Annotated in this window: 22 protein-coding genes; 18 read left to right on the forward strand and 4 right to left on the reverse strand. The window is 45.4% G+C overall.

Translation table 11 applies throughout. The features are described from left to right. Window positions 1–455 precede the first annotated feature (455 nt). Genes HUB64_RS04030 through HUB64_RS04040 form a run of 3 tightly spaced genes read left to right on the forward strand, consistent with a single transcriptional unit; the run spans window position 456 to window position 2,812 of the window. The gene (locus HUB64_RS04030) at window positions 456–926 is read left to right on the forward strand and encodes an NfeD family protein (protein WP_113940097.1); all 471 of its coding nucleotides are present in this window, start codon (window positions 456–458) and stop codon (window positions 924–926) included. 12 nt (window positions 927–938) lie between these two features. Further along, entirely contained in the window at window positions 939–1,874 is a 936-nt protein-coding gene (locus tag HUB64_RS04035; RefSeq protein WP_105251260.1) for a slipin family protein, read from the forward strand. Beyond that, a complete protein-coding gene (locus HUB64_RS04040; protein ID WP_168825701.1) occupies window positions 1,874–2,812 on the forward strand; it encodes an SPFH domain-containing protein in 939 nt (312 codons plus the stop codon). Before HUB64_RS04035 ends, HUB64_RS04040 begins: the two co-directional genes overlap by 1 nt. Window positions 2,813–3,002: 190 nt before the next feature. Here the strand turns inward: HUB64_RS04040 and HUB64_RS04045 are convergent, their stop codons facing one another. The 4 genes from HUB64_RS04045 to priA all read right to left on the reverse strand — a co-directional run bounded on the left by HUB64_RS04045 (window position 3,003) and on the right by priA (window position 8,338). Then, entirely contained in the window at window positions 3,003–3,227 is a 225-nt protein-coding gene (locus tag HUB64_RS04045) for a hypothetical protein (RefSeq protein WP_006083282.1), read from the reverse strand. A 315-nt stretch (window positions 3,228–3,542) separates the two neighbouring features. Then, window positions 3,543–4,259, reverse strand: coding sequence for an SPOR domain-containing protein (locus HUB64_RS04050; protein WP_168825699.1), 717 nt, complete (start codon window positions 4,257–4,259; stop codon window positions 3,543–3,545). 3 nt (window positions 4,260–4,262) lie between these two features. Continuing rightward, the gene (gene argS / locus HUB64_RS04055; RefSeq protein ID WP_173496446.1) at window positions 4,263–6,008 is read right to left on the reverse strand and encodes an arginine--tRNA ligase; all 1,746 of its coding nucleotides are present in this window, start codon (window positions 6,006–6,008) and stop codon (window positions 4,263–4,265) included. 134 nt (window positions 6,009–6,142) lie between these two features. Further along, the gene (gene priA, locus HUB64_RS04060) at window positions 6,143–8,338 is read right to left on the reverse strand and encodes a primosomal protein N' (protein ID WP_113940093.1); all 2,196 of its coding nucleotides are present in this window, start codon (window positions 8,336–8,338) and stop codon (window positions 6,143–6,145) included. Window positions 8,339–8,440: 102 nt separating this feature from the next. On the opposite strand from priA, the gene HUB64_RS04065 reads away from it, so the two are divergent. The 15 genes from HUB64_RS04065 (at window position 8,441) to HUB64_RS04135 (ending at window position 24,562) form a co-directional block, all read left to right on the forward strand. Continuing rightward, window positions 8,441–9,454: a FimV/HubP family polar landmark protein gene (locus HUB64_RS04065; RefSeq protein ID WP_173247196.1), complete on the forward strand. Its 1,014-nt coding sequence runs from the start codon at window positions 8,441–8,443 to the stop codon at window positions 9,452–9,454. A gap of 181 nt (window positions 9,455–9,635) precedes the next feature. Continuing rightward, window positions 9,636–9,848: a 50S ribosomal protein L31 gene (rpmE, locus tag HUB64_RS04070; RefSeq protein WP_063883331.1), complete on the forward strand. Its 213-nt coding sequence runs from the start codon at window positions 9,636–9,638 to the stop codon at window positions 9,846–9,848. Between the two features lie 522 nt (window positions 9,849–10,370). Further along, window positions 10,371–11,615: a malic enzyme-like NAD(P)-binding protein gene (locus HUB64_RS04075; RefSeq protein WP_105251266.1), complete on the forward strand. Its 1,245-nt coding sequence runs from the start codon at window positions 10,371–10,373 to the stop codon at window positions 11,613–11,615. Between the two features lie 185 nt (window positions 11,616–11,800). Continuing rightward, entirely contained in the window at window positions 11,801–13,744 is a 1,944-nt protein-coding gene (gene csrD / locus HUB64_RS04080; RefSeq protein ID WP_173496447.1) for an RNase E specificity factor CsrD, read from the forward strand. 245 nt (window positions 13,745–13,989) lie between these two features. Next, window positions 13,990–14,868: an MSHA biogenesis protein MshI gene (locus tag HUB64_RS04085; protein WP_105251268.1), complete on the forward strand. Its 879-nt coding sequence runs from the start codon at window positions 13,990–13,992 to the stop codon at window positions 14,866–14,868. Continuing rightward, a complete protein-coding gene (locus HUB64_RS04090; RefSeq protein ID WP_113940089.1) occupies window positions 14,865–15,467 on the forward strand; it encodes a fimbrial assembly protein in 603 nt (200 codons plus the stop codon). Before HUB64_RS04085 ends, HUB64_RS04090 begins: the two co-directional genes overlap by 4 nt. Beyond that, window positions 15,464–16,114, forward strand: a complete 651-nt coding sequence (locus tag HUB64_RS04095) for an MSHA biogenesis protein MshJ (protein WP_173247191.1) — start codon at window positions 15,464–15,466, stop codon at window positions 16,112–16,114. Before HUB64_RS04090 ends, HUB64_RS04095 begins: the two co-directional genes overlap by 4 nt. Further along, window positions 16,101–16,421, forward strand: a complete 321-nt coding sequence (locus HUB64_RS04100; RefSeq protein WP_173496448.1) for an MSHA biogenesis protein MshK — start codon at window positions 16,101–16,103, stop codon at window positions 16,419–16,421. The genes HUB64_RS04095 and HUB64_RS04100 overlap by 14 nt, the downstream gene beginning before the upstream one ends. 14 nt (window positions 16,422–16,435) lie before the next feature. Further along, entirely contained in the window at window positions 16,436–18,118 is a 1,683-nt protein-coding gene (gene mshL / locus HUB64_RS04105) for a pilus (MSHA type) biogenesis protein MshL (protein ID WP_105251272.1), read from the forward strand. 6 nt (window positions 18,119–18,124) lie between these two features. Further along, window positions 18,125–19,033: an ExeA family protein gene (locus tag HUB64_RS04110; protein ID WP_173496449.1), complete on the forward strand. Its 909-nt coding sequence runs from the start codon at window positions 18,125–18,127 to the stop codon at window positions 19,031–19,033. Next, entirely contained in the window at window positions 19,030–20,343 is a 1,314-nt protein-coding gene (locus HUB64_RS04115; protein ID WP_173496450.1) for a lipopolysaccharide assembly protein LapB, read from the forward strand. Before HUB64_RS04110 ends, HUB64_RS04115 begins: the two co-directional genes overlap by 4 nt. Then, window positions 20,340–22,100 carry a GspE/PulE family protein gene (locus tag HUB64_RS04120; protein WP_173496451.1) on the forward strand — a complete coding sequence of 587 codons (1,761 nt, stop codon included), beginning with the start codon at window positions 20,340–20,342 and terminating at the stop codon, window positions 22,098–22,100. The genes HUB64_RS04115 and HUB64_RS04120 overlap by 4 nt, the downstream gene beginning before the upstream one ends. 2 nt (window positions 22,101–22,102) lie before the next feature. Continuing rightward, the gene (locus tag HUB64_RS04125; RefSeq protein ID WP_126491075.1) at window positions 22,103–23,323 is read left to right on the forward strand and encodes a type II secretion system F family protein; all 1,221 of its coding nucleotides are present in this window, start codon (window positions 22,103–22,105) and stop codon (window positions 23,321–23,323) included. A 50-nt stretch (window positions 23,324–23,373) separates the two neighbouring features. Next, the gene (locus HUB64_RS04130; RefSeq protein WP_173247175.1) at window positions 23,374–23,868 is read left to right on the forward strand and encodes an MSHA biogenesis protein MshF; all 495 of its coding nucleotides are present in this window, start codon (window positions 23,374–23,376) and stop codon (window positions 23,866–23,868) included. 76 nt (window positions 23,869–23,944) lie between these two features. After that, on the forward strand, window positions 23,945–24,562 hold the full coding sequence (locus tag HUB64_RS04135) for a prepilin-type N-terminal cleavage/methylation domain-containing protein (RefSeq protein ID WP_105251278.1): 618 nt from the start codon (window positions 23,945–23,947) through the stop codon (window positions 24,560–24,562). Window position 24,563: the final 1 nt, after the last annotated feature.

A 24,563-nucleotide genomic window follows, 5' to 3' on the forward strand; every position in this document is an offset into this window, starting at 1 on the left:
GGTCGAAGTTAATTCGTGTCTTACTCAATCCGCTCTCTGACCTATGGCATGGTTTGATGGGTAAGTTCAAACCTAGCGCGAGTGTACGTCAAAGGACTTGCTCAAAAGTGGGGGCAATATATGCAAAAATTTACATTTATTCAAAGTTTTTATCGAATGTTGTTGTCAAAATCACATAATCATTAGTGAGGAATTTTATTTTTAGATAATTGATTTTTAATGTTTTTATTGTTATTGCGCCGCTTGTGGATTGGGGGTTTGCTATCTTTTTGAATTGATTATGCTTAATTTTAAAACAACCTGACGGCTTTCGTGGGCGAATATGGGAGAATGAGGATTAAGTCATCGGTGATTGAGTGTGCATTTTGATAGGGTAAATTTTGACATATTATGTCGATTATCCGAAACTCTGCTGTTATAGTGCAGTAAAGGACACTCTCATTTCAGGGGGAAATATGGAGTTTTCAAATCCGATTTTAGTGTGGGCAGTGATTGGTTTAGTGTTAATGCTCGCCGAAATAGTGGTTCCAGGTGGCATAATAGTGTTGCTGGGTGCGGCTTGTTTAGTCGTGGCAGGTGCGTTAGGCATAGGACTGGTCGAAGGTGTCGTGCAGAGCATGACTCTGTGGTTTATCTCTGCCATTGTGTTGTTATTGGCTTTCAGACAAGTCACTCAGAGGCTCGTTGGTGGTGATTCCCATGTGGATAACACGGATGAAGCAATCGAACTATACAATCAAATTGTTCGCGTAAAGCAGACCATAGGTCCTGGGCAAACACCTGGGCGGGTGGAGTTTCAAGGTAGTGAATGGCCAGCGCTTGGCGATGGCAGCATTATTGAGGCGGGTACCGAAGTCAGAATTATTTGTCGTGAAAATATCGCTCTAGTCGTTGAGCCTATTTCAATAGAAGCTTCCAAAAACTAAAGGATGGAATCTATGTTTGTATTTACCTTAGTCATTTTATTTATCTTTTTTATTCTTTATAAGTTGATGTTAATTGTGCCGATGCGTGAAGTGCATGTCATTGAGCGTCTTGGCAAATTCCGCGCAGTATTAAGCCCTGGATTTCATTTTTTGATCCCTTTTTTCGATCGCGTCTCCTACCGTCACGATACCCGTGAACAAGTATTAGATGTGCCGCCACAGAGTTGTATCTCCAAAGATAACACTCAACTTGAAGTGGACGGCTTGGTCTACCTAAAAGTGATGGATGGAAAATTGGCGAGTTATGGTATTGAAAACTACCGTAAAGCAGCGGTGAATTTAGCTCAGACCACTATGCGATCTGAAATCGGTAAGCTGAGTTTGAGTGAGACTTTCTCTGAACGTGATAGCTTAAATGAATCAATAGTGCGGGAAATAGATAAGGCTTCCGAGCCATGGGGAATCAAAGTATTGCGCTATGAAATTCGTAATATCACGCCTTCACGCCATGTGATCCACACTCTTGAGAAGCAGATGGAAGCTGAGCGTCGTAAACGTGCCGAAATTACCTTAGCGAATGCCGAAAAAGCGGCGATGATCAATATGTCTGAAGGTGAGCGCCAAGAGGCGATTAACCTATCAGAAGGTCAAAAGCAGAAACGGATTAATGAAGCTAAAGGTACAGGTCAGGAGATTGCTATCATAGCGAAAGCCAAATCCGAAGGTATGGCAATGATCTCGCAAGCATTAGCCGTCAATGGCGGTACAGATGCGATGAATATGCTATTAAAAGAACAGTTTATTGCTCAAGTTGGTAAGATCCTCAATGATGCACAAGTCTCTGTTGTTCCCGCTGAAATGGCAAAACTTGAAGGTTTCTTCGAAGGCATGGAGCAAGTCACTCAGACTATGAGTGGCCAGAATAATCTTGGCAAAGGAGCGCGATAATGAATATTCCAGTAGATACAGATTTGATTGTGATGGCGATTTGGGGCCTGATATTTGCCATTTTTGTGATTAAACTATTTCAATCGATCCGCCTAGTACCCACTAAATCGGCTTTTATTGTTGAGCGTTTAGGTAAGTATCACAGTACGTTAGATGCGGGGTTTCATACTTTGATCCCCTTTGTGGATAAAGTGGCTTTTATTCATGATTTGAAAGAAGAAACCATTGACGTACCACCGCAGGAATGTTTCTCGAGCGACGAAGTAAACGTTGAAGTAGATGGGGTGATTTATATCTCTGTGACTGACCCAGTGAAGGCCAGCTATGGTATTACTGATTATCGTTATGCAGCAATTCAGTTGGCGCAAACGACGACGCGCTCTGTCATAGGGACACTTGATCTTGATCGTACGTTTGAAGAGCGTGATGTGATTTCAGCTAAGGTAGTGCAAGTCTTAGATCAAGCGGGTGCCCTGTGGGGAATACGTGTGCATCGTTATGAAATAAAAAATATCACACCACCTGAAACCGTTAAAAATGCCATGGAAATGCAAGTAAATGCCGAGCGTGAGCGCCGTGCATTATTGGCTAAGAGTGAAGGCGACAAACAGAGTAAAATTAACCGTTCTGAAGGGGTTAAAGCTGAAACGGTAAACCGTTCTGAAGGTGAGATGCAGCGCCGGATTAACGAAGCCGAAGGTAAGGCTGAGGAAATTTTAACCATTTCCCGCGCAACGGCAGAATCGATTGAGCGTCTCGCCTCTGTTATTGCCGCGCCGGGTGGTCACAATGCCCTGCGGATGCAACTCGGTGAGCAATACTTTAAACAGCTCGATGGCTTAAGCCAGAAGAATAGTCGAGTGGTGTTACCGGGTAATATGGTGGATTTCGATTATTGGATGAATAGCATAGGCTTAACGGAAGAAAAACCGAGCTAAGGCTCTGGTTAAAATCTGAAACTAGCTAGTTCATTAAGGTCAAATACCCAAGTATTTGGCCTTATTTTTTGGCTCTAATTGGATGATATAACAGTTTGTGTTGCGAATTGCGGGGAGATCATACAGCTTCTGTTGAATGAACCGCCAGAAGCTGCAGTTGGCATAGATAAATTTTTCATTGAATGGAAGGCTAATAAGCTAGGCGTTCATGAATTTGGGAATGGGCGTGGGTTTCAATGAGCTTGGCAATTTGGTTTTGTTCTAATTGCTGAAGCGCAGAAATTTCGTCATAAATCTTGTCTTGAACATCCAGCGGCATGCGCACATGTTCCATAAACATCCTAATTCCCAGCATGTCGCCACTCTTGAACAGTTGGCTGAATTCGGTGGCCTCTATCTCGATTAATGCATTCATAATACTTCACCCTGAGGTTGGATTTGACACAGATACAGCGGTCTTGCTGTTAATTAAGAGATACGCCTAAGTTTGATCTAGGTCAATTAAACTGCATATTAATCTTTCTTAATAAAGGATTTTTTTGTTTACAAATAATGGGTTATAAATTTAGTAGATCAGCAAATTTGAAATGAGTTGTTGTTTAAAACTGACTTTTTATGGGCGGGCAGAGTCAATGAGTGAGTCATGTTATACGGACAAAAAAATAGCGACGAGCGATAAAACGCTGGCCGCTATTTATTCTTAATAGTCTATCAGGAGTAGGCTAAAGCCTTATTTAGGAATCGCCAGAATCTGGCAACCATTAATTCCCGCTTTTTGCAGTGTATGACGTTTACGCTCTGCATCACGTTTACGCTCGAAGGGGCCTAAAGCAACCTTGTACCATACGCCGGTTGTACCTTCGACTTGTCTCACTTGCGCCTCTAAACCTTGGAAAGCGATGACGGCTTTCATCTCGTTCGCCTGTGATTCTTGGCGGAAAGAAGCACACTGCAACTGATATTGCATCGGTGTTCTGCTCGCAACAATATCGGGAATATCGACCTCAACATGCTTATTTTCAAGCTCGTTGAGATAGGTCCATTCTTCCTTTGGTTGTGGTGGCAGAGCATTAGGATCCTTCTTTGGCGGAACAATAAGCTCAGCAGTTTCAGTTGTCTCTACTGGGATAACGACCGCTTGGCGTTCAGGTTCTTTGACCTTAGGAGTGAGCACTGCTGTCTCTTGAGGCTTAACTTGTACTTCCGTTTTCTTGGCTGGAGCGGGTATCGGCTTCACTTCTTGCTTAGCATTATCTTTAATGCTTGACAGGAAATAGACGAAACAACCCACAGCGAGTATGACAAAGCCTATCAAGGTCAGCGGCAGCTTCTTACGCGGCGCCGATTTAGATTGTGAAGGCTTTGCTCGAGTTGGGCGAGTCGCGCGGATTGGGCGCGGTTTAGCGCCCGACTGCGGCCTTCTATTGGCATAATCGCGATTACTCATGGCTTACATCCGCTCTAAGGTTTCAATACCGAGTAGATTTAGGCCTTTTTGTAACGTACGAGCCGTCAGTTGCGCGAGTAATAAACGGCTGTTCTTTTGTGCGTCATTATCGGCGGCAAGCACTGGACAAGCTTCGTAAAAGCTAGAGAAAGCACCCGCTAATTCATATAAATAAGCACACAGTACGTGCGGCTGACCTTTATCGACAACACGATTGAGGATCTCACCGAACTGCGCCAACTTATTACCGAGATCTTTCTCTTTTTCATGCTCAAGCACGATTTTCGCTTGGCTGAGATCCAGATCGGTTACTCGCTTGAATATGCCCGCAACACGGGTGTAAGCGTACAGCAGGTAAGGTGCGGTATTGCCTTCGAAGCTGAGCATTTGTTCAAAGCTGAAAATGTAATCGCTGGTGCGGTTTTTTGACAAGTCAGCATATTTAACGGCGCTGATCCCAACGACACGGGCGATTTCAGTCAGCGTGGCCTCATCCATATCAGGATTTTTGCTACGAACGAGTTCTAGCGCGCGCACATTGGCTTCTTCTAACAGGTCAACTAATTTAACGACACCGCCGCTACGGGTTTTGAATGGACGGCCATCTTCGCCGTTCATAGTGCCAAAACCTAAGTGTTCTAACGACATATCTTCACGGACAAACTTAGCCAGTTTCGCTAGGCTAAAGACTTGTTGGAAATGCAGTGCCTGACGTAGGTCAACAAAATACAGGACGCGATCGGCCTTTAACACGTTCGAGCGGTAGCGCATTGCCGCAAGATCTGAGGTGGCATACAAATAGCCGCCATCGGCCTTTTGGATGATAACAGGCAATGGCTCACCTTCTTTGTTGCGGAAGGCTTCTTGGAATACGACTTTAGCGCCGTTACTTTGGGTTAATAAACCTTGGGCATCTAAATCTTTAACCACTTGCTCGAGATCGGCGTTATAAGCACTTTCACCGTGTACATCGGCGCGGGTCAGGCTCACACCTAAACGGGCGTAGACTTCATGGCAGTGGCTTAACGAAATGTCGTTAAATTCGCGCCACAGTTTGTTGCAATACTCGTCGCCAGATTGCAGTTCAACCACTAACTGACGAGCGCGGGTTGCGAATTCTGCTGATTCGTCGAAACGCAGTTTAGCGGCACGATAAAAGTTTTCTAAATCAGACAGTTCAAGTTGAGCTTCTTCACCATTTTTGGCGCGCAGCTCTTCCATATAGGCCAGCAACATACCAAATTGTGTGCCCCAGTCGCCCACATGGTTTTGACGAATAACCTTGTGGCCTAAAAATTCTAACGCACGCACAACACTGTCACCAATGATGGTTGAACGCAGATGGCCTACATGCATTTCTTTGGCGAGGTTGGGTGAAGAGTAATCGACAACAACGGTTTGTGGTGTCGGTAACTTAATGCCTAAATGCTCATCGTTGACGGCATTTTGCAGTTGATCTGCTAAGGCGCTGTCGTTGATGAAAAAGTTGATAAAGCCTGGTCCTGCAATTTCAACCTTAGCCACAAAAGCCGAAGCCGGTAAGGTATCTATGATCAGTTGGGCTAATTCGCGTGGATTCTTGCCTGCGACCTTGGTTAGCATCATGGCTAAGTTGGTTGCCAAGTCGCCATGACTCTTATCCTTGGTTCGATCTACCTGAATGCGTGCTTCAAAGTCAGCAGGCACAATACCTTGTTGTTTAAAGGATTCTAGAGTTTGTTCAAGTAATGATTGGATATGTGATTTCATGGGTTCTAATCGGCACTAACTTTAAGAGTGAATACAGGGAATAACCGCATATTTTAGCCGTTTGTGGTTAACAATTGCTATCTTCCCGATGATTTTTTATCAAATGGCGCTTAAATACTTATCAAATACTCGACTCAGAGGAGATCCTGTGGATCTCTGTCTAAGCTCCATCGGCAGCGTTTAGCTTCGATAAGTTGTTCTACAAGCGGATGAATACGTTCAAACTCTTGTTGCAAGCGATTGCGGTTTTTAGCTTGGAATAAGAGTTGGCGGCGGAACTTGCCGGCTTTTTTATCTAAGGGCGCTGGCATAGGACCAATCACCTCAAATTCTTTATCTTGGGGCAAGAGCGCGGCGAAGGCGTTGAGAAAGTTATCGGCATCACTGGCTAAATGCGCTTCGGCGCGCACCAGCACCATGTGCCATGCTGGCGGCAGCAGTGCCTGTTGACGTTCTTTGAGCTGGCTGCGAGCAAACTCGCCATAACCGCGGTGCAGCAAATCCCGCAAAATGGGATTGTCGCTCTGGTGAGTTTGCAATAATACCGTGCCGGGTTTACTGGCGCGCCCTGCGCGACCTGCAACTTGGGTATAGAGTTGTCCAAAACGTTCGGGCGCGCGGAAGTCGGCGCTAAATAAAGCACCATCGACATCAAGTAGCCCAACAAGCGTGACATCAGGGAAGTGGTGGCCCTTAGCCAGCATTTGCGTACCGACGAGGATTTTATATTCCCCCTTATGAATCGCATTTAAGTGGGTTTCTAATGAACCTTTAAGGCGGGTCGTATCACGGTCGATGCGCACTACTGGATGTTTAGGAAACTCCTGTTGCAGCGCTTCGGCGAGCTGTTCTGTGCCTATGCCTTGGCCCATCAACATAGTGCTGCCACATTTGTGACACTGCTTGGGGATAGCGTATTGATTGCCACAATGGTGACAGCAAATTTCGCCAAGGGATTGATGTACTGTGAAAAACGCGTCGCAGCGGTCGCATTCGTGTAAGTGCCCACACTCGTGGCAAAGCAGGGCTGGTGCGAAGCCGCGGCGATTGAGAAACAACAAGACTTGGTTGCCTGCGTCTAAATGCAGGCGGATTTCGTTCAGTAACGGCACTGACATACCGGCTTTCAGCGGCATATTTTTAATATCGATAATGCCTTGGCGCACTTTTTTAGCCGCACCTGCGCGTTCACCCAGTTGTAAATGATGGTAACGGCCGCTTAAGGCATTTTGTAGACTTTCGAGTGAGGGTGTCGCTGTGCCCAAAATCACCGGAATCGCTTCTAAATGGCCGCGCATGACTGCCAAGTCGCGGGCATGATAACCAACGCCTTCCTGTTGTTTGAAGCTACTGTCGTGTTCTTCATCGAGTATGATGATGCCGGGATACGCCATAGGTGTGAACAAGGCTGAACGCGTGCCGATAATGATTGCAGCCTGACCACAGCGGGCTTGGCGCCATGCTTCGAGTCTCTGATTGTCGGTTAACCCTGAATGCAAAATGGCAACATTGACTTTGAAACGGCGCTTAAAGCGATTGATTGTCTGGGGTGTTAAGCCGATTTCAGGCACTAAAATTAACGCTTGTTTGCCTTGCTTGAGGATTTCTTCGAGTACAGCAAGATAGACTTCCGTTTTACCCGAACCGGTAATGCCTTCTAATAAAGTACAGTGATATCCTTGTTGCAGATTTAAAGTGGCAACGGCGACGGCTTGTTCTTTATTGAGTTTATGTGGCGTTTCGTCCATTTCGAGTGTGGTGCGCCAGTCGAGGTTAAGCTCGGCAATTTTTTCATGGCGTGCCACCCAGCCTTTATCTTCTAGGGCTTTAAGCGCCGCTTTACTGATGTCTAAGCTGATAACCTCTTCTTGGGTTAAGCTGGCGGTTTTGAGTAACTCGAGTAGTTTTTTCTGTGCGGGTGCGCGTTTAACCGCTTCGGGCGCAATATTTTGGCCTATTTCAGTTAATTGCCAGAATTGGATTTTTTGTGGCGCGGCATCGAGCCCTTTACGCAGGGCCACAGGTAAGGCTTGGGTTAGCATCTGCCCTTGGCTGCAAAAATAGTATCTCGCAGCCCAAAGAGTTAATTTATAAAGTGATTCAGGCAGTAAAGGTTTATCGTCGATAAACTCGAGCACAGACTTAATTTGCTTTGGGGCTAAGCTGCAAGACTCAGTGATACCTGTGACTAACCCGATCAATTGTTGACGACCGAAGGGAACTTTAACGCGCACACCTATTTGCGGTGTACTAGGATAGGATTCGGGTACGCGGTAGCTAAAGGTTTGCCGCATAGGCACAGGTAACGCAACTTCGACAAACAATGACATATGCAGGCAAGTCTTAGACAAGAATGTGGTTTAGTGTACTCAGCGCGGCTGGCTAGGGCTAGCCCTAATGATGGTTTACCAAGGATAGTTGAGAGTAAATAAATGGCTAATATAGTGAAATCATTAGGTCTACTTGCTTTGGTGTGCAGTGCACCTAGCATGGCACAAGTCTCCCATGTGAGTATTAATAGCCGGATGTTTGAATTAGGCGCTTACCCTAAACTCAGGGTGAATGTGATCGCAGACAATCAAGATATGTCGCGCTTAGAGTTTGTCGTGCAGCAAGCTAGCGGCGAAGAAAGGTTAATGGTTGAGGAGATTAATCGCTTTTTAGTTTTACTCACTGGCGTTGAAGATGTGAAGGATAGCAGCGCTAAACTCTTAGTGAGAGAGTATCGCCTTGACCGATGGTATGACGTCAAAAGTATCAATTTATTCGGCGCGGCTAAACCTGCTTCTGCCGCGTTAACGACAAAAGCGGTTTCGGATTCGAAAAATACCACCACAGCAGGCGCCCCCCAAAGTGCGGATAAAGTGGGCATTAAGCCTGTAACAGTGGTGACAGAATCAAAGCCACTTGAAGAGGTAACGCCCGCAGCGACTGTTGCTACTGCTGCAAATACCCAATCCAAAGTACCAACGGTAGAAGTGGTGACTGGCTTTAAATTTCCTGAAGCCGCGAATAAACAAAATACGTCTGCTACTGAGATAAACGCCTTCGCTAAAACCTCTGAGACGATTGCTGTTGAAAAAGGGGCTGTTGAAAACGCTGCAACTGAAACTGTGGTTCCAGAAATAGTGAAAACGGCAAATAATGAGCAAAAACAGAATATTGCTGAAACAGCCTCACAGACGCCCGAACATTGCCAGTTAACGTATCTTGCTGGCGAGACGTTGTGGCGTATCGCCAATCGATATGCCAAGGATTGGGATGTGAGTGTATATGGCGCTATGTTGGCGATTTACGAGGCAAATCCTGTGGCTTTCTCGAAGAATAGAATCAATGCACTCAAGAGCAATGCGGTGCTATCTTGTCCTTCGAAAATGATTTTGGATCAGCATTCTGATGCTAAAGAGGCGCGGGCGGTATTTGAGGCTAAAGAAGCGGGAAAATAAGCCGCTTAACTAAAGTCAAAGTAGACACAGATTAACCGGCAAACGCTCAGATAATCTACTTGTATCCCTTGTAGGTATGCTGTACCATTCTGCGCCCTAAACATATTGTTATTAACATGCATGTGGTGTCCGACTACGGGTTGGAAGAGCGACATGGCCTTACACTTTTGAGGTAACCCCAATGAAACCAGGTATCCACCCAACATACGCTATCATCACTGCAAACTGTACTTGTGGTAACGTTATCAAAGTAAACTCTACTGCTGGTAAAGATCTGCATTTAGACGTATGTGGTGCTTGTCACCCATTCTACACTGGTACACAAAAAGTTGTTGATACCGGCGGTCGTATCGACAAATTCAACAAGCGCTTTGCAGTGCTTGCAAAGAAATAATTGCAATTGCATTGTTTCTAGAAAAGGCGCCTATGGCGCCTTTTTGCTTTTTGTTATTCGTCGATTTTCTTTATTCCGCTTATTCTACATATCTAGCTGGTACGACTTCACTCAATAAATAGTCAACTTATTCAGTATTGAGAGTTCAAGTGTATAATTCGACTTATTTATAGCAATTAACTATAAGATAAATATGCTAGTCGCCATATATTGTAATTTAACCAACATTTTTGAGATTAGGTCGCTACAACTAGCGCAGTAACTACAAAATATATGTTTGTTTCCTACAAAACATATTAAGAAATGCAGCTTTATTATAGGAGATAAGTTTATAAAACTAAGCTTAGAGGGTCTATTTGGCGGCTAAAGTGAAATTTATGAATCTCTTATTTATAAATTCCCCTTATTGGCGTATCTTACCCCGACCAGCCAGACTATTAACATCACCCTTTGGTGAGACTAGATGTGTGTTGGTAGGTCTTACTCTCATAAATTATAAATGTCGCATTTCAGGATTTTAAAATGTCAGATATTCGTCAACAAGCACTCGATTATCATGAATTTCCCATACCAGGCAAAACCGCAGTTTGCCTTACCAAACCCGCCGAAACGAGTCACGATCTCGCCCTAGCTTATAGCCCCGGTGTGGCTGAGCCAGTACGCGAAATCGCTGCAGATCCTGACAATGCGTATCGTTATACCAATAAAGGTAATACGGTTGCCGTGATTACCAATGGTACGGCTATCTTAGGTTTAGGGAATTTGGGCCCTTTGGCTTCTAAACCTGTAATGGAAGGTAAAGCATTATTGTTCAAGCATTTTGCGAATATCGATTCGACAGATATTGAGATTACGCATAATACGCCTGAGGAATTTATTAATACTGTTGCTGCGATTGCTGACACCTTTGGTGGTATCAATCTTGAAGATATTAAAGCGCCCGAATGCTTTGTTATCGAACGTGAATTGATTGCTCGTTGTAAAGTACCTGTATTCCATGATGATCAACACGGCACCGCAATCGTGACTGCGGCGGGTATGATCAATGCGCTGGAAATTCAAGGCAAGTTGATCAGCGACGCGACTTTTGTGTGTATGGGCGCGGGTGCAGCTGCCATCGCTTGTATGACTATGCTGGTAAAATGCGGTGCGAATCGCGCCAACATTTACATGCTAGATACTAAAGGTGTTATTCATTCTGGCCGTACAGATCTTAATGAATATAAAGCACTATTTGCGAATGATACCGAGAAACGCACGCTTCTTGATGTTATTAAAGGCGCAGACGTATTTTTAGGTCTATCAGGTCCTGACGTCATTGGTGCAGAAGAAGTCGCGCTGATGGCCGATAAGCCAGTGATTTTTGCGTGTTCTAACCCAGATCCTGAAATCAAACCTGCACTTGCTCATGCAACGCGTAGTGATTTGATCATGGGTACGGGTCGTAGCGACTATCCAAACCAAGTGAATAACGTATTGTGTTTCCCGTTTATTTTCCGTGGTGCATTGGATGTGCGTGCGTCTTGCATTAATGATGAGATGAAAATTGCGGCAGTTCATGCAATTGCATCACTGGCGAAAGAGCCTGTGCCTGCGAGTGTATTGAAGGCTTATCCTAATGTGACGTCGCTGAGTTTTGGCCCTGAATATGTGCTGCCAAAACCTATGGACCCACGTTTATTGCCAAATGTTGCCCGTGCGGTTGCACAAGCGGCTATCGACTCTGGTGTGGCTGCGATCACCACTTTACCTAAATACGCCGACTAGGCTAAAAGTGGTAAAAACATTAAAAAGAGGCTAATTAGCCTCTTTTTTGTTTTTAAGTGGACATTAAAGTCACAGCGTCTTAGTTGCCTTTTAGGTTATGCTACTGAATAATCAACGGACAACTTTGTTGTACTCCTGTTAAAATCGCACAAATAATTATAATAATCCTGCAGGATAGCGGATAGATGAAATTCACCCGAATGTTAACTACAAAATTAACCAGCTTTTGGTTAATGTCATTAGCCGCTATCGCCTTCGTATTTTTGCTGAGCGCTATGATGAGTTTCGTGCAGCTGACCTATAAATTTCAGCAGCAAAAAGTAGCTGAACTCGAAACTATGTTAGTCGATCAGTTCCAACACCAACCTGATTGGGAGCTAGAGGCTTGGCTACCGCCCATGCTGCTTGCTTACAATGCCGTTAATTTTCGGTTGACCTTGAAAGATGAAGTGTTATTTGCCTATGAAGGCAACCTTTCTACGCAAAATGCGATGGTGTATGACCATGTGCTAGAGCCGACATCAGGCTTGCATATGCAGTTAACCTTGACTCAGCCCTTTGAACATTACACTTTCAGTTGGTATGAAATTCTGATTTTGTTGGTCGGTATCTTAGCCGTGGCTGCCTTAGTGCGTTTTGGTTATTTATGGTTTTCACAGCAGCTCGATGGCATTGAAGAATTAGCCTTACGCAGTCGATTGATTCTGCAAGGTAAGCATGAGCAAGCACTCGCTACCCCTGGAAATGGTAAACCAAGGCTGATTAACCGTGCTTTGACTAAGTTGTTAGAAGAGTTACAGGACGCACAAAAGGAGCGTGGGCGTTTCGACAAGTTCATCCGTTCTAATACCTTTCTTGATGCGGAAACGCGCATTGGTAACCGACTCTTTTTGAATAATCGTCTCGACGCCCTTAGTCATAATCAGGCTATGCTTGCCCATGGGGTAATCTATTTATTAGAAATGGATGATCTGGATTTATTGCAGCAATCCCAAGGTGAAGCAGTGACGAAAGAGCTATTAAACTCGACTGTTAATGCAATAAGTCAATTGCTGCAAACTCAAGCTAATAGTATTTTTGCCCGTCGTTCCCATAATCAATTTGCCATAGTCGTGCCGCAAATCTCCTTAATTGAAGCGGATCAATTTGCCAGCAAATTACTCAAGATATGTCTAAGCCAGCCTTTGCCTGATGTTGAGAATAGCGATAACTTTTTCCACCTCGGATGCGCTTATTTTACCGCAGGCGATAATGCGGCTCAGTTAATTGAAGAAGCCGATATGGCTTTGAGGGCGGCACAATTACAGGGTAATAGTAATTGGTTTATGTACGACAAAGGCGCGATTGATGAAGAATTTGCCAAAGGCTCAGTGCGTTGGCGTAGTTTTTTAGAAAATGCGTTAGTGCAAAGGCGATTCTTCCCCTTTAGCCAGCCGATAATTGATTCAGATGGTAATGAGCACCATAAAGAGATATTTACGCGGGCTCGGGATAATCAGGGGGCGTTAATCCGTGCCACACTGTTTATTCCAATGGCGAATAAATGTGGCTTAATGCCACAGGTTGAACGGCAAATTATTGAGCGGGTATTGTTATTATTGTCGAATGAATTAGCAGACGGCGTATCGAATGCTCAAACAGTTAAGAAATCAGCGCCGCAGATATACAGTATTAATCTGAGTTTGGATTCGCTAATGAGCCGAGCCTTCACTCAATGGCTAAAAACGACGCTATTAGAATATCGCCATCTAACTACGCGACTGATTTTCGAAGTGTCTGAAGATATCGTTATTCAACATCAAGAAAAGTTGCAGCCTAAATTAGATATGATCCGTAAAATGGGCGCGAGATTATGTGTCGATCATGTGGGTCAGCAGGTTGTTGGTACTTATTACATTCGCGAATGCCATTTTGATTTAATTAAGTTACACAGATCCATTGTGCGTCATATTCATTTACGACCAGAAAACCAATTATTTATTCGCAGTTTGATTGGCGGTTTATATCGAACGGAAGTACAAGTCTGCGCCGAAGGGGTAGAAGTCTTTGAAGAGTGGCAGACACTGCAAATCCTCGGTGTTGGCGCAGCGCAGGGAATGTATTTCAGTGAACCCATAGAGGCTAAGTAAGGGAAGTTCAGTGTTTGGGTGATTAATGTCGTCTTAGAGACAAATAGATCCTATTATTCACGTATTTATCTATAAAATACGAGCATTTGCGGCTAAACTAGCCAGTGCCAAAAATATGACGTTTGCGTTTTTTATTCTGTATCGAGCAGGTCATAGGTCAAGGAGCACTGGAGAGTGGAGTGACAGGAAGTTTGTGCAAAAGAGACTACTCAAGCTTTTAAATTCAGTTGGTTATAGGCATCTTTATGGAAAAAAGTCTTATAGGTCGATTAGCCTTTTGGCAGAAGAGAACAGAACCGACTAGCCTTGGTGTCTATGTCTGCGCCGATAAATTATGGGTTTACGCACCTGCCCAAAAAGAAAATGCTGAGCAGTGGTTACCCTTTGAGCTGAAAGATGAGCACTGGTCATTGGCGTTTGCTGCTGTGGCTAAATCCTTTCCCAATGCACAGTTACAGCTGATTTTGGCTTCAGGCCTTTATCAATTACTGCTGACCGATAAACCGAATGTCGATACTGTCGAATTATCCCAAGCCTTGCTATGGTCAATTAAAGACATGGTCACGCTACCTGTACCGCAAATCCATTTGGATTACTTTGAGTCACCCATTCCGAGTAATAAAATCAACGTTGTGGTGGTGGATAAAGCTAAGTTAGTGAGCATGGTGCAGGCCATTCATGAACAAGATTTACAACTTTTCGGTATTAGTATCGAAGAGTTAGCCGTAACTAACCTATTTAATGATGACAACCAAGCGCGTCTGGTGGTGAGCCATAATCCCGGTCAAGAATTGCTACTGACTGTGGTTAAGCAAGGTCAGCTGTATATGCAGCGTCGCGTGCGCGGATTTACTCAATTGGATAAGACTCAAGCGGATGAGTTAAGTTATGGCATGGCAGACAATTTAAGCTTAGAAATTCAGCGTTCTATGGATTATTTTGAAAGTCAATTGAGACAGGCTCCGGTATCTTCTATCGAACTCCTCGCCGATGGTGCCGTGGATACTTTAGCTAAGTTAGTCTCGGCAAACTTCAATCAAGCTGTGAATGTCATTGATAAAAGCTGTGTTGGCGCGCGAATGGCGGGATTAGCCTTTGCTGAATTTTATCGAGGTACTGAGTGATTAAATACCGAGTCAATCTTTACACTCCTTCATTATTGCCCCCGAAGCAAAGATTAACCTTTGCGCGTTTAAGTGCTTACGCCTTGGTTTTTGCGATCTTATTTGCGGTTTTAGGTGGTTATAGCTACTGGCAAGTCAGTGAGTTACAACAGGCCCAGCAGTTGGCTGCCCAACAAAAGCAGCAATTCGATACCCAAAAACAGGCATTAGAAGCACAAATTGCTGCGCGTAAACCCGATGCCGATCTTGTTGCGCGAGTCGATTTAGCGGAACAACAGTTAGAGCTTAAGCAATTACTCATGGGAGAATTGAGTCTTAGGACTTCCTTAACCAGCCGTGGTTTTGCGCCAGTTCTTAAAGATTTAGCCGTCGTGTCGGATGCGAGTGTTTGGCTTAGTCATATCGTCATTAATGAGCAAGATTTTATGTTCGAAGGTTTTGCCGACCATCCTCAAAGCATTCCGCAGTGGATTGGCAAACTTAAAACTACGCAGACTTTAAAGGGGCAAGCTTTCTCGTCGATGAGCATGGATCGCGGTGAAGATAAACCTTTGGCCTTTACCTTGAAAAGCGATAACAAGGAGGAAGCCGCGCAATGAAGCAAAAGTTAGCCCAATTAGGACAACAGTTTGATGCGCTAAGTCGCCGTGAGCGAGTGTTGATCTCAGTCGCCATTCTGGCCGTGGTCGGAATGCTGAGTTATTTACCCTTAGAGTCCCTGTGGAAAACCCATGTGGCTGTTTCACAACAGCTAAAAGCTTTAGAGCAGGAAAACGCGATTTCGGCTCAGCAGGTTGACTTGTATCAGCAACGTTTAGCGTTAGATCCCAATCAAGATTACCAACAGCGTTTAGTGCTGTTGCAGCAACAGAATCAAGCCCTAGATGCCCAGCTCGATGAGCAGATGGTGGATATGGTGCCGGCAGACTATATGCCGCAGTTGCTGGGTAATTTACTAGGACAAGTGCAAGGGATTAAATTAATTAAGTTTATGTCGATAGCGCCCATCCCTTTGTTACCCGTGGGTGAAGATAAAAAACTCAATCTATATAGCCATGGTATTCGCTTGAGTCTAGAGGGTGATTATTTTTCTGTGTTGCGCTTTGTGGAAGCCGTTGAGGCCATGCCAGATAAACTTTATTGGAAGCGTCTCGACTATAAAGTCGCGGAATATCCAAAAGCGACCGTAGAGATTGAACTTTATACCTTGAGTATTAATAAGGACTTTATCAGTGTTTCTAAATAAGTCTTATATTATCAGTGTGTTGTTATTGGTTAGTAGCCCTATGGTGTCTGCTGAATCGCTGCGCGACCCGACTTTGCCCGGTAAAGGCTTTGCTGTGCAGGGTCATACGAGTCAAATGCAGGAGCAGGCGCTTGTACTTAACAGCATAGTGAGTTCAGGAAACACGGCTTATGCTGTGATAAATAACAAGATATTGTCTGTTGGCGACAGCGTTCAGGGGCTGAGTATCGTTAAAATTACCCCCACTTATGTATCGCTGTCCGATGGACGGAAATTGACATTGTTTCAAGCAATAACAGAGAGATAGGGAATATACCTCAGATGAAAGCGATTAAATACTTTACACCTCTGCTCTCACTTTGCCTTGTGGCGTGTCAGACCACAAATAGGCCACAGCCGGAGGCGAGTAAGGCGGAATTAGCGGCCTCAATGGCGACGGCAACGGCATCAACTACGCCACCGCCTGCGACTATGCCGGATGCGGTTCAGCGGGAATTGAATTCAGGCGCATTGCTATCAGGTTTGACCCCCACGTTGGAAACTGAGCGTCGTTTCGATGTATCAGCCCACGATGTTGATGCTAAAGTATTTTTTCCAAGCTTAGTCCAAGGTACACCGCTGAGTGTTGCCGTACATCCTGACGTGCAAGGTACGATTTCATTATCCCTTAAAGGTGTGACATTAACTGAAGCAATTCAAGTGGTTGAAGATATCTACGGCTACGAAGTGAGTCGCGAAGGTCGCATCCTAAGAGTGTTTCCTGCTGGGATGCGTACCGAGACGTTTCCGCTGAATTATCTCTACATGGAACGCGATGGCTTATCTGTGACGTCAGTGAGTTCAGGACGGATTTCGGATAGCAATAATTCCAATAGTAATTCGAACAATAACAATTCAAACAATAGCGGCTCGAATAATAACAATAACTCGAACAGCAGTAATGGCAATAACTCGAGCAGTAATGGCGGTAGCGATAGTAGCAACGGTACTTTTATCCGTTCGCGTACTAAGACAGATTTTTGGGGAGAGTTGAAAGAGACATTATCCTCGATAATCGGCGAAACGGGAGGCGGTCGTCAGGTTGTTGTTACGCCGCAGGCGGGTTTAGTCACTATTCGTGCTTTTCCTAGTGAATTACGCCAAGTGCGTACTTTCTTAAATTCCGCAGAAAGTCATTTGCAACGCCAAGTAATTTTAGAAGCGAAGATCCTTGAAGTCACATTATCCGATGGTTATCAGCAAGGTATCCAATGGGATAATGTGCTGGGACATGTTGGCAATACTAATGTGAATTTTGGTACATCAGCGGGCCCAGGTTTAAGTGATAAAATCACCTCGGCTATGGGTGGCGTTACTTCGTTGAGCATTAAAGGTTCTGACTTTACGACCATGATCAACCTATTAGATACCCAAGGTGATGTGGATGTACTGTCTAGCCCAAGGGTCACTGCATCGAATAACCAAAAAGCCGTAATTAAAGTGGGTTCCGATGAGTACTTTGTCACCGACGTTTCTTCGACCACAGTTGCGGGAACAACACCTGTGACGACTCCGCAAGTCGAGCTTACGCCGTTTTTCTCGGGCATAGCCTTAGACGTTACGCCGCAAATTGATAGTGACGGCAATGTGTTACTGCATGTGCATCCATCTGTTATCGATGTAAAAGAGCAGAGAAAAAATATCAAAGTGAGTAATGAATTGCTTGAATTACCCTTAGCTCAGAGTGAAATTCGTGAGTCTGATACTGTCATCCGCGCGGCTTCCGGTGATGTGGTGGTGATTGGTGGTTTGATGAAGAGTGAAAACATCGAAGTGGTATCGCAAGTGCCTTTGTTGGGTGATATTCCCTTCCTAGGTGAATTGTTTAAAAACCGTAGTAAGCAGAAGAAGAAAACCGAGCTTATTATTCTGTTAAAACCTACGATAGTCGGTGTCGATACTTGGAAAACGGAGCTGCAACGTTCTAAGACCTTATTAGATCGTTGGTATCCGGAGACAAAGTAAGCTTCTATGTATCAGAAGCATTTTGGCCTAAGCCAGCCTCCATTTTCACTGACACCCAATACCGGATTTTTTTTCGGCCTGTCGCCACACGTGGAAGCCTTGCAAGTCTTGCAAACCGCGCTGCAAACGGGTGAAGGCTTTATCAAGGTGACAGGGGAAGTGGGGACTGGTAAAACGTTGATTTGCCGCAAGCTCATCAACGAATTGCCGAGTCAGTTTCATTGCGCATATTTGCCTAATCCTTATCTCACGCCAGCTGAATTACGCTGGGCGGTAGCGAGTGAGTTGGGCCTTAAATACACCAGCAATATCGATCAGCAGCAACTCACAGGACTTATTCAACAGCAGCTTTTAGCCTTGAGCGCCCACGGGCACGCCATCGTATTGGTACTCGATGAAGCGCAGGCATTGCCGGACGACAGTCTTGAGGCGCTGCGGTTATTCACTAATCTGGAAACCGAGACACGCAAATTATTACAGGTAGTGTTATTTGGGCAACCCGAGCTCGATGACAGGCTTAAACGCCAAGAATTTAGGCAATTAAGACAGCGTATTACTTTTAGCTACGACCTTCGCCCACTGACATGGGATGAAACCGACGCTTATCTTCGCCACCGATTAGCCATAGCAGGGCGTGCGGGCGAACCACTCTTTACATCACGGGAAACACGTCAGATAGCCTATGCGTCCCGAGGGATCCCCAGATTGATCAATATTCTTGCCCATAAAGCCTTGTTATTGAGTTTCGGCGAAGGCGCTACTCGTGTGCAAACCTCCCACGTTAAAGCCGCAATTCAAGACACCGAAGATGCAAGTGTTCGCCGATTATTATCGTGGAAATGGTTGCCTTTTTTCACTTTGATGACAGTGGCTTTTGGTTTGGGATTACAACACTTTTTCAGGGGTGTTGTATGAGCGTGATCAACAAGATGCTGCAGGATCTCGATAAGCGTCAGCAGGGGCATGAGCTCAGCAACGTGGCTCAGCCACAGGTGCAATATTTAGCTCGCAGGCGGACTCCGTTTAACGGGCTGCTGCTCTGTGGTGTGTCATTGCTATTCGGTGGCGCTCTGGTTTATGGCTGGCAACTTTTCATGGCAAAGCCTGCTGAAGCGACTATTTCGGCTCAAACAAATGGGCAAAATGAATCTACTCAGACTCAAATCGAGCCTGTGCAGGTAGACAAGATTACTTCGATGCAGCATTCAGCAAGCGTCGTTGTCGTCGAAGAACCGCTTAAAGTTGCGACGACGCAGGAGTTTACGACTAAGAATGAAGAGCTTGAACCCAGTGTCGACGACGTTGTACTTAATCAGCCGCAAGAATTTGAATCAGAAAATGATGTTGAACAAGAGTCACAACGGCAACAAGATGAGAGCTCAGTACTCGCAGATGGCCTAGTCAATACGTCAAGCGAGCCAAGCCATTCACAGTCAAATCGTGTGACATCGAGTGTGCGAAGCGCCGAGGTCACTGCTGCCGCACCCTCTGCATTAATGATGTCAGAACGTGCCAGTGTTGCCGCCGATAATGAACTTAACGCGAGCAATGAGCTTAAAGTACAAGAAGTTAAAGCAGATGCTGGCACTAATCGACTCACGCCCCAACAGCAAGGGCAAATGGCGATTACTGAGGTGAAGTTGACCCCAAAGCAGCTGGCGCAGAAGCGGTTCACCTTAGCGAATGAGGCTGAAAGGGATGGCAAACTCAAAGATGCCATTAGTTATTATGAGCAAACATTAGGCTTTGATCCCAGTATGCATGAAGCGCGCAAGCAGTTAGCTGCGCTGCATTATGGGCAAGGTCAATTAGCCAAAGCCAGTGAAGTGTTACAGCAAGGCATGCTGTTATTCCAACAGCAGTTAGACTTTGCCTTATTGCTTGCTCGGGTTCAGCAAGCCTCTGGTCAGGCTGATCTCGCATTAGCGACGTTAGCCAACATACCTGACACGCATCCGCTGGCGAGACAAAAGTGGATGGCACAATCGGATTTAGCGCAAAAGTTAGGACAGTTTTCGTTGTCAGAACAAGCCTATAGACAATTATTGCAACAAGAACCTCAACAGGCTAAATGGTGGATGGGGCTGGCCTATGCGCTCGATTCGCAGCAGCAATTTCCCCAAGCACGCCAAGCCTATCGGACGGCTTTAGGCCATAGAGGCTTATCGGCGCAGGCGAGTGCCTTTATTGAACAACGTTTGACTCAGCTAGGAGATAGCCAATGAAACCCAGATTAAAAATGCGTTTGGGCGATCTGTTAGTTCAAGAAGCCATTATTACTGAAGCGCAGTTGCAACAGGCGTTGGCCGAGCAGCGCAATACGGGCAAAAAACTGGGTCGTACTCTGATTGATTTGCAATCGATTACCGAACATCAGTTACTGCAGTTCTTGTCGCAACAATTGAATGTGCCTTTGCTGGATATCAGTAAAATGCCTATCCCTGCGGAAGTGGTGCATCTTATTCCTGAGGTGCAAGCACGACGTTTCCGCGCTTTAGCGGTTGAAGACCGGGGCGATAGCGTATTGGTTGCAATGAGCGACCCCGCGGATTTGCAGGCGCTCGATCACCTCGAAATGCTTATCGCACCTAAGCGTTTGAAGTTAGCGGTAGCGCCCGAGCAGCAACTGCTGCAAGCGTTTGATAACTTATATCGTCGTACAGACCAAATTGCCCAGATTGCCGGTAAGCTCGAAGAAGAATACGCCGCCGATGAGATGTTCGATTTAGCCAGCCTCACGTCGGGCGACAGTGACAATGAAACCACAGTGGTTAAGTTGCTGCAGTCGATTTTTGAAGATGCGGTGCAAATGCGCGCCTCGGATATCCATATCGAACCCGGTGATAAAGCCTTACGTATTCGCCAGCGTATCGATGGTCAGCTACATGAAACGATTCTGAATGAAGTTAATATTGCCGCGGCTTTAGTATTACGACTTAAGTTGATGGCGGGTCTCGATATTTCCGAGAAACGTTTGCCGCAGGATGGTCGTTTCCATATGGAAATCAAAGGTCATCATATCGATGTGCGTATGTCGACTATGCCGATTTACCACGGCGAATCTGTGGTGATGCGTTTGCTCGATCAATCGGCGGGTTTATTGACCTTACACGAAACCGGTATGCCGCCTGCTATTTTGGCGCGTATTCGTAAACAGATTAAACGTCCCCACGGCATGCTACTGGTCACAGGTCCAACGGGTAGCGGTAAAACGACCACCTTGTACGGTATTTTGAGCGAGCTCAATACCGCCGACCGTAAGATCATCACGGTGGAAGATCCGGTCGAGTATCAATTGCCACGGATAAACCAAGTACAAGTTAACCATAAGATTGGCTTGAACTTTTCCAACGTATTGCGCACCACCTTACGTCAAGACCCCGATATCATCATGGTCGGTGAAATGCGTGACCAAGAAACCGTGGAGATTGGCCTTAGGGGCGCATTAACGGGTCACTTTGTGCTATCTACCTTGCATACCAACGATGCGGTCACCAGTGCGCTACGTTTACTCGATATGGGTGCTGCGAGTTATTTAGTTGCTAGTGCCTTAAGGGTGATTATTGCCCAGCGTTTAGTGCGCCGTGTCTGCCATAACTGTGGGGTAGAGTATCAACCAACACCGCAGGAAAAAGCCTGGCTGAGTAGTGTGAGCCGCAAAGATTTTACCCATGCAAACTTTAGAATCGGTACAGGTTGCCAGAGTTGTAATGGCAGTGGTTATCGCGGTCGGATCGGTATTTTTGAAATTCTCGAGCTAGATGAAAAGATGATCGATGCTATGCGTACTGGTAATCCGCAGGATTTTGCCAGAGCCGCGTTGCAGAGCCCTAACTTCACCCCACTCGCTGAGTCAGCTTTGCAATATTTGAGCGAAGGCATGACGACGATTGAAGAGGTCGCTAAGTTGGTGGAAGACGTGAGTGAATCTCAGATACCTTTGTCGAAGGATATTATCAGCCAACAAGGCGTTGAGGCGTAATTATGCCAATTTATCAATACCGTGGACGCAGTGGTCAAGGTCAATCCGTTACGGGACAATTGGATGCCGCGTCGGAAAGTGCCGCTGCTGACATGCTATTGGCGCGTGGCATTATCCCCCTTGAAGTCAAAGTCGCCAAAGTGGCTAAGTCGTTCTCACTGACTAAGTTATTTGGTGGCAAAGTCGCGTTAGAAGAATTACAGATTTTTACTCGACAAATGTACTCCTTGACCCGTTCTGGCATTCCTATTTTGCGGGCGATTGCAGGCTTATCTGAAACGGCGCATTCCCAGCGAATGAAAGATGCGCTTAATGATATTTCTGAGCAGCTCACCGCAGGGCGACCCTTGTCATCATCCATGAATCAACATCCCGATGTGTTTGATTCTTTGTTTGTTTCTATGGTGCACGTGGGGGAGAACACGGGTAAGTTAGAAGATGCCTTCATTCAACTTTCAGGTTATATCGAGCGTGAGCAAGAGACGCGGCGACGAATTAAATCGGCCATGCGTTATCCCATGTTTGTATTGATTGCGATTGCGCTCGCTATGGTGATCCTCAATATCATGGTGATCCCTAAGTTTGCCGAGATGTTTTCTCGCTTTGGCGCCGACTTGCCGTGGGCGACAAAAGTGTTGATTGGTACATCAAATCTATTCGTGAATTATTGGGCGCTGATGTTGGTGGCGCTGATTGGCACTATTATTGGCATTCGTTACTGGCACCATACGGAAAAAGGCGAGAAGCAGTGGGATAAGTGGAAGTTACACATTCCCGCCGTAGGGTCGATTATTGAGCGTTCGACGTTAGCCCGTTATTGTCGCAGTTTCTCTATGATGCTCAGTGCGGGCGTACCGATGACGCAGGCCTTAAGTTTAGTGGCCGACGCGGTAGATAATGCCTACATGCACGACAAGATAGTCGGTATGCGCCGTGGCATAGAGTCTGGCGACTCTATGCTGAGGGTATCGAATCAGAGCAAGTTATTTACGCCACTAGTGCTGCAAATGGTGGCTGTGGGGGAAGAAACGGGGCAAATCGATCAATTACTCAATGATGCGGCAGATTTCTATGAGGGTGAAGTAGACTATGATTTAAAGAACCTCACCGCGAAATTGGAGCCAATTTTGATCGGTTTTGTGGCCGTGATTGTCTTAGTGTTGGCCTTGGGGATATACCTACCAATGTGGGATATGCTCAATGTGGTCAAAGGTGGTAAGTAAGCGATATGGATAATATTTATTTCCTATCTTATACGTGGGACTGAGGTTAAATGCAGACTCAGCAAAAGGCTGAAAGCGATCTATTACGTATCTATGGACGTATGATCGCCATTGGAATTGTATTGGTTATCATGGCGGTGATCGGAGCTAAGTATTTTTTTACGCTACCGCAAATAGCGGCTCGTGGATTGGAAGTGGAACACGCCCGTTTTTTAAATGTGCTGGTGATGGTGCGTTCCCAGTGGTTGTCTTTGGGTAAGCCGGCGCAATTGCAGTTGAACTGGGAGGTATTTGATAATCCCTCCCTAGAAACTGAGTCGAGTGTTGTCGATATCAATGATTTAGGATGGCCACAACCTAAGCACCTAAATGATCAAGGCTGCCAAGATTTGTGGCAACAGTTAATGGGCGCTGAAACTGATAATTTAGGTCTAGAGGCGGATTATTTGGCTAAGGATAATAGCTGCCACTATCGGTCTAAAAATGGCGATAGTTTAGGCTATCAACTGAACTCTGGCAGGGTCATTTTTTTGACTGCTCCGTAAAATATTGTTAACTCAATGGCTTTTTAAAATTGATTTAACTGTTAGAATAAAATTTCTGAGGTCTGGGGACATATATATGAAAACTAAGCAAACAGGGTTCTCATTAATCGAACTTGTGATTGTGATTGTGATTTTGGGTTTACTCGCCGCAACTGCGATCCCACGATTCTTAAATGTCACCGATGATGCTGAAGATGCCAGTGTTGACGGTGTTGCGGGTGGTTTATCGACTGCAGTCAGCTTTGTGCGTTCTCAGTGGGAAGTCGATGGGCGTCAAAATAGCAGTGTTATCCTCGACGGTAACACAGTAAATGTCGATACACGTTTTGGCTATCCAACGGGAACTTCAGTAACCAGTGCGACAGCTATGACAAATGCCAGTTGCCAAGAAGTGTTTAACACTGTGTTGCAGAGTGCTCCACGTAACGTATTATTTAACCAAGATGCACGTAATCAACGTTATACCGCTCGTGTTATTAACGCCGCAGGCGGCAGTGCTAACTCAATTACTGGTGCAGTCGTCGCAGGTTTAGATTTATGTGTTTATCACCAAGTGGCTTCACTGGTGCTAAATCAAACGAATGGTGTACCCACTCCTGCCCCTGATTTAACAACGGTAGGTGCTAAGGGAATAGTGTATAACCCAGGCACAGGCAGAGTATTAAGCTTCACCCAAACGCCATTTGTACCATAGA

The organism is Shewanella sp. ISTPL2 (assembly GCF_013283205.1).
Taxonomy (GTDB): domain Bacteria; phylum Pseudomonadota; class Gammaproteobacteria; order Enterobacterales; family Shewanellaceae; genus Shewanella; species Shewanella oncorhynchi.

Bases quoted from the DNA above. Each gene is read 5' to 3' on its own strand.
- HUB64_RS04045 (WP_006083282.1), bottom strand. From the start codon at position 3,227: ATGAATGCATTAATCGAGATAGAGGCCACCGAATTCAGCCAACTGTTC.
- HUB64_RS04050 (WP_168825699.1), bottom strand. From the start codon at position 4,259: ATGAGTAATCGCGATTATGCCAATAGAAGGCCGCAGTCGGGCGCTAAA.
- HUB64_RS04035 (WP_105251260.1), top strand. From the start codon at position 939: ATGTTTGTATTTACCTTAGTCATTTTATTTATCTTTTTTATTCTTTAT.
- priA (WP_113940093.1), bottom strand. From the start codon at position 8,338: ATGTCATTGTTTGTCGAAGTTGCGTTACCTGTGCCTATGCGGCAAACC.
- rpmE (WP_063883331.1), top strand. From the start codon at position 9,636: ATGAAACCAGGTATCCACCCAACATACGCTATCATCACTGCAAACTGT.
- argS (WP_173496446.1), bottom strand. From the start codon at position 6,008: ATGAAATCACATATCCAATCATTACTTGAACAAACTCTAGAATCCTTT.
- HUB64_RS04130 (WP_173247175.1), top strand. From the start codon at position 23,374: ATGCAGACTCAGCAAAAGGCTGAAAGCGATCTATTACGTATCTATGGA.
- csrD (WP_173496447.1), top strand. From the start codon at position 11,801: ATGAAATTCACCCGAATGTTAACTACAAAATTAACCAGCTTTTGGTTA.
- HUB64_RS04095 (WP_173247191.1), top strand. From the start codon at position 15,464: ATGAAGCAAAAGTTAGCCCAATTAGGACAACAGTTTGATGCGCTAAGT.
- HUB64_RS04040 (WP_168825701.1), top strand. From the start codon at position 1,874: ATGAATATTCCAGTAGATACAGATTTGATTGTGATGGCGATTTGGGGC.
- HUB64_RS04135 (WP_105251278.1), top strand. From the start codon at position 23,945: ATGAAAACTAAGCAAACAGGGTTCTCATTAATCGAACTTGTGATTGTG.
- HUB64_RS04115 (WP_173496450.1), top strand. From the start codon at position 19,030: ATGAGCGTGATCAACAAGATGCTGCAGGATCTCGATAAGCGTCAGCAG.
- mshL (WP_105251272.1), top strand. From the start codon at position 16,436: ATGAAAGCGATTAAATACTTTACACCTCTGCTCTCACTTTGCCTTGTG.
- HUB64_RS04125 (WP_126491075.1), top strand. From the start codon at position 22,103: ATGCCAATTTATCAATACCGTGGACGCAGTGGTCAAGGTCAATCCGTT.
- HUB64_RS04120 (WP_173496451.1), top strand. From the start codon at position 20,340: ATGAAACCCAGATTAAAAATGCGTTTGGGCGATCTGTTAGTTCAAGAA.
- HUB64_RS04065 (WP_173247196.1), top strand. From the start codon at position 8,441: ATGGCTAATATAGTGAAATCATTAGGTCTACTTGCTTTGGTGTGCAGT.
- HUB64_RS04085 (WP_105251268.1), top strand. From the start codon at position 13,990: ATGGAAAAAAGTCTTATAGGTCGATTAGCCTTTTGGCAGAAGAGAACA.
- HUB64_RS04030 (WP_113940097.1), top strand. From the start codon at position 456: ATGGAGTTTTCAAATCCGATTTTAGTGTGGGCAGTGATTGGTTTAGTG.
- HUB64_RS04110 (WP_173496449.1), top strand. From the start codon at position 18,125: ATGTATCAGAAGCATTTTGGCCTAAGCCAGCCTCCATTTTCACTGACA.
- HUB64_RS04075 (WP_105251266.1), top strand. From the start codon at position 10,371: ATGTCAGATATTCGTCAACAAGCACTCGATTATCATGAATTTCCCATA.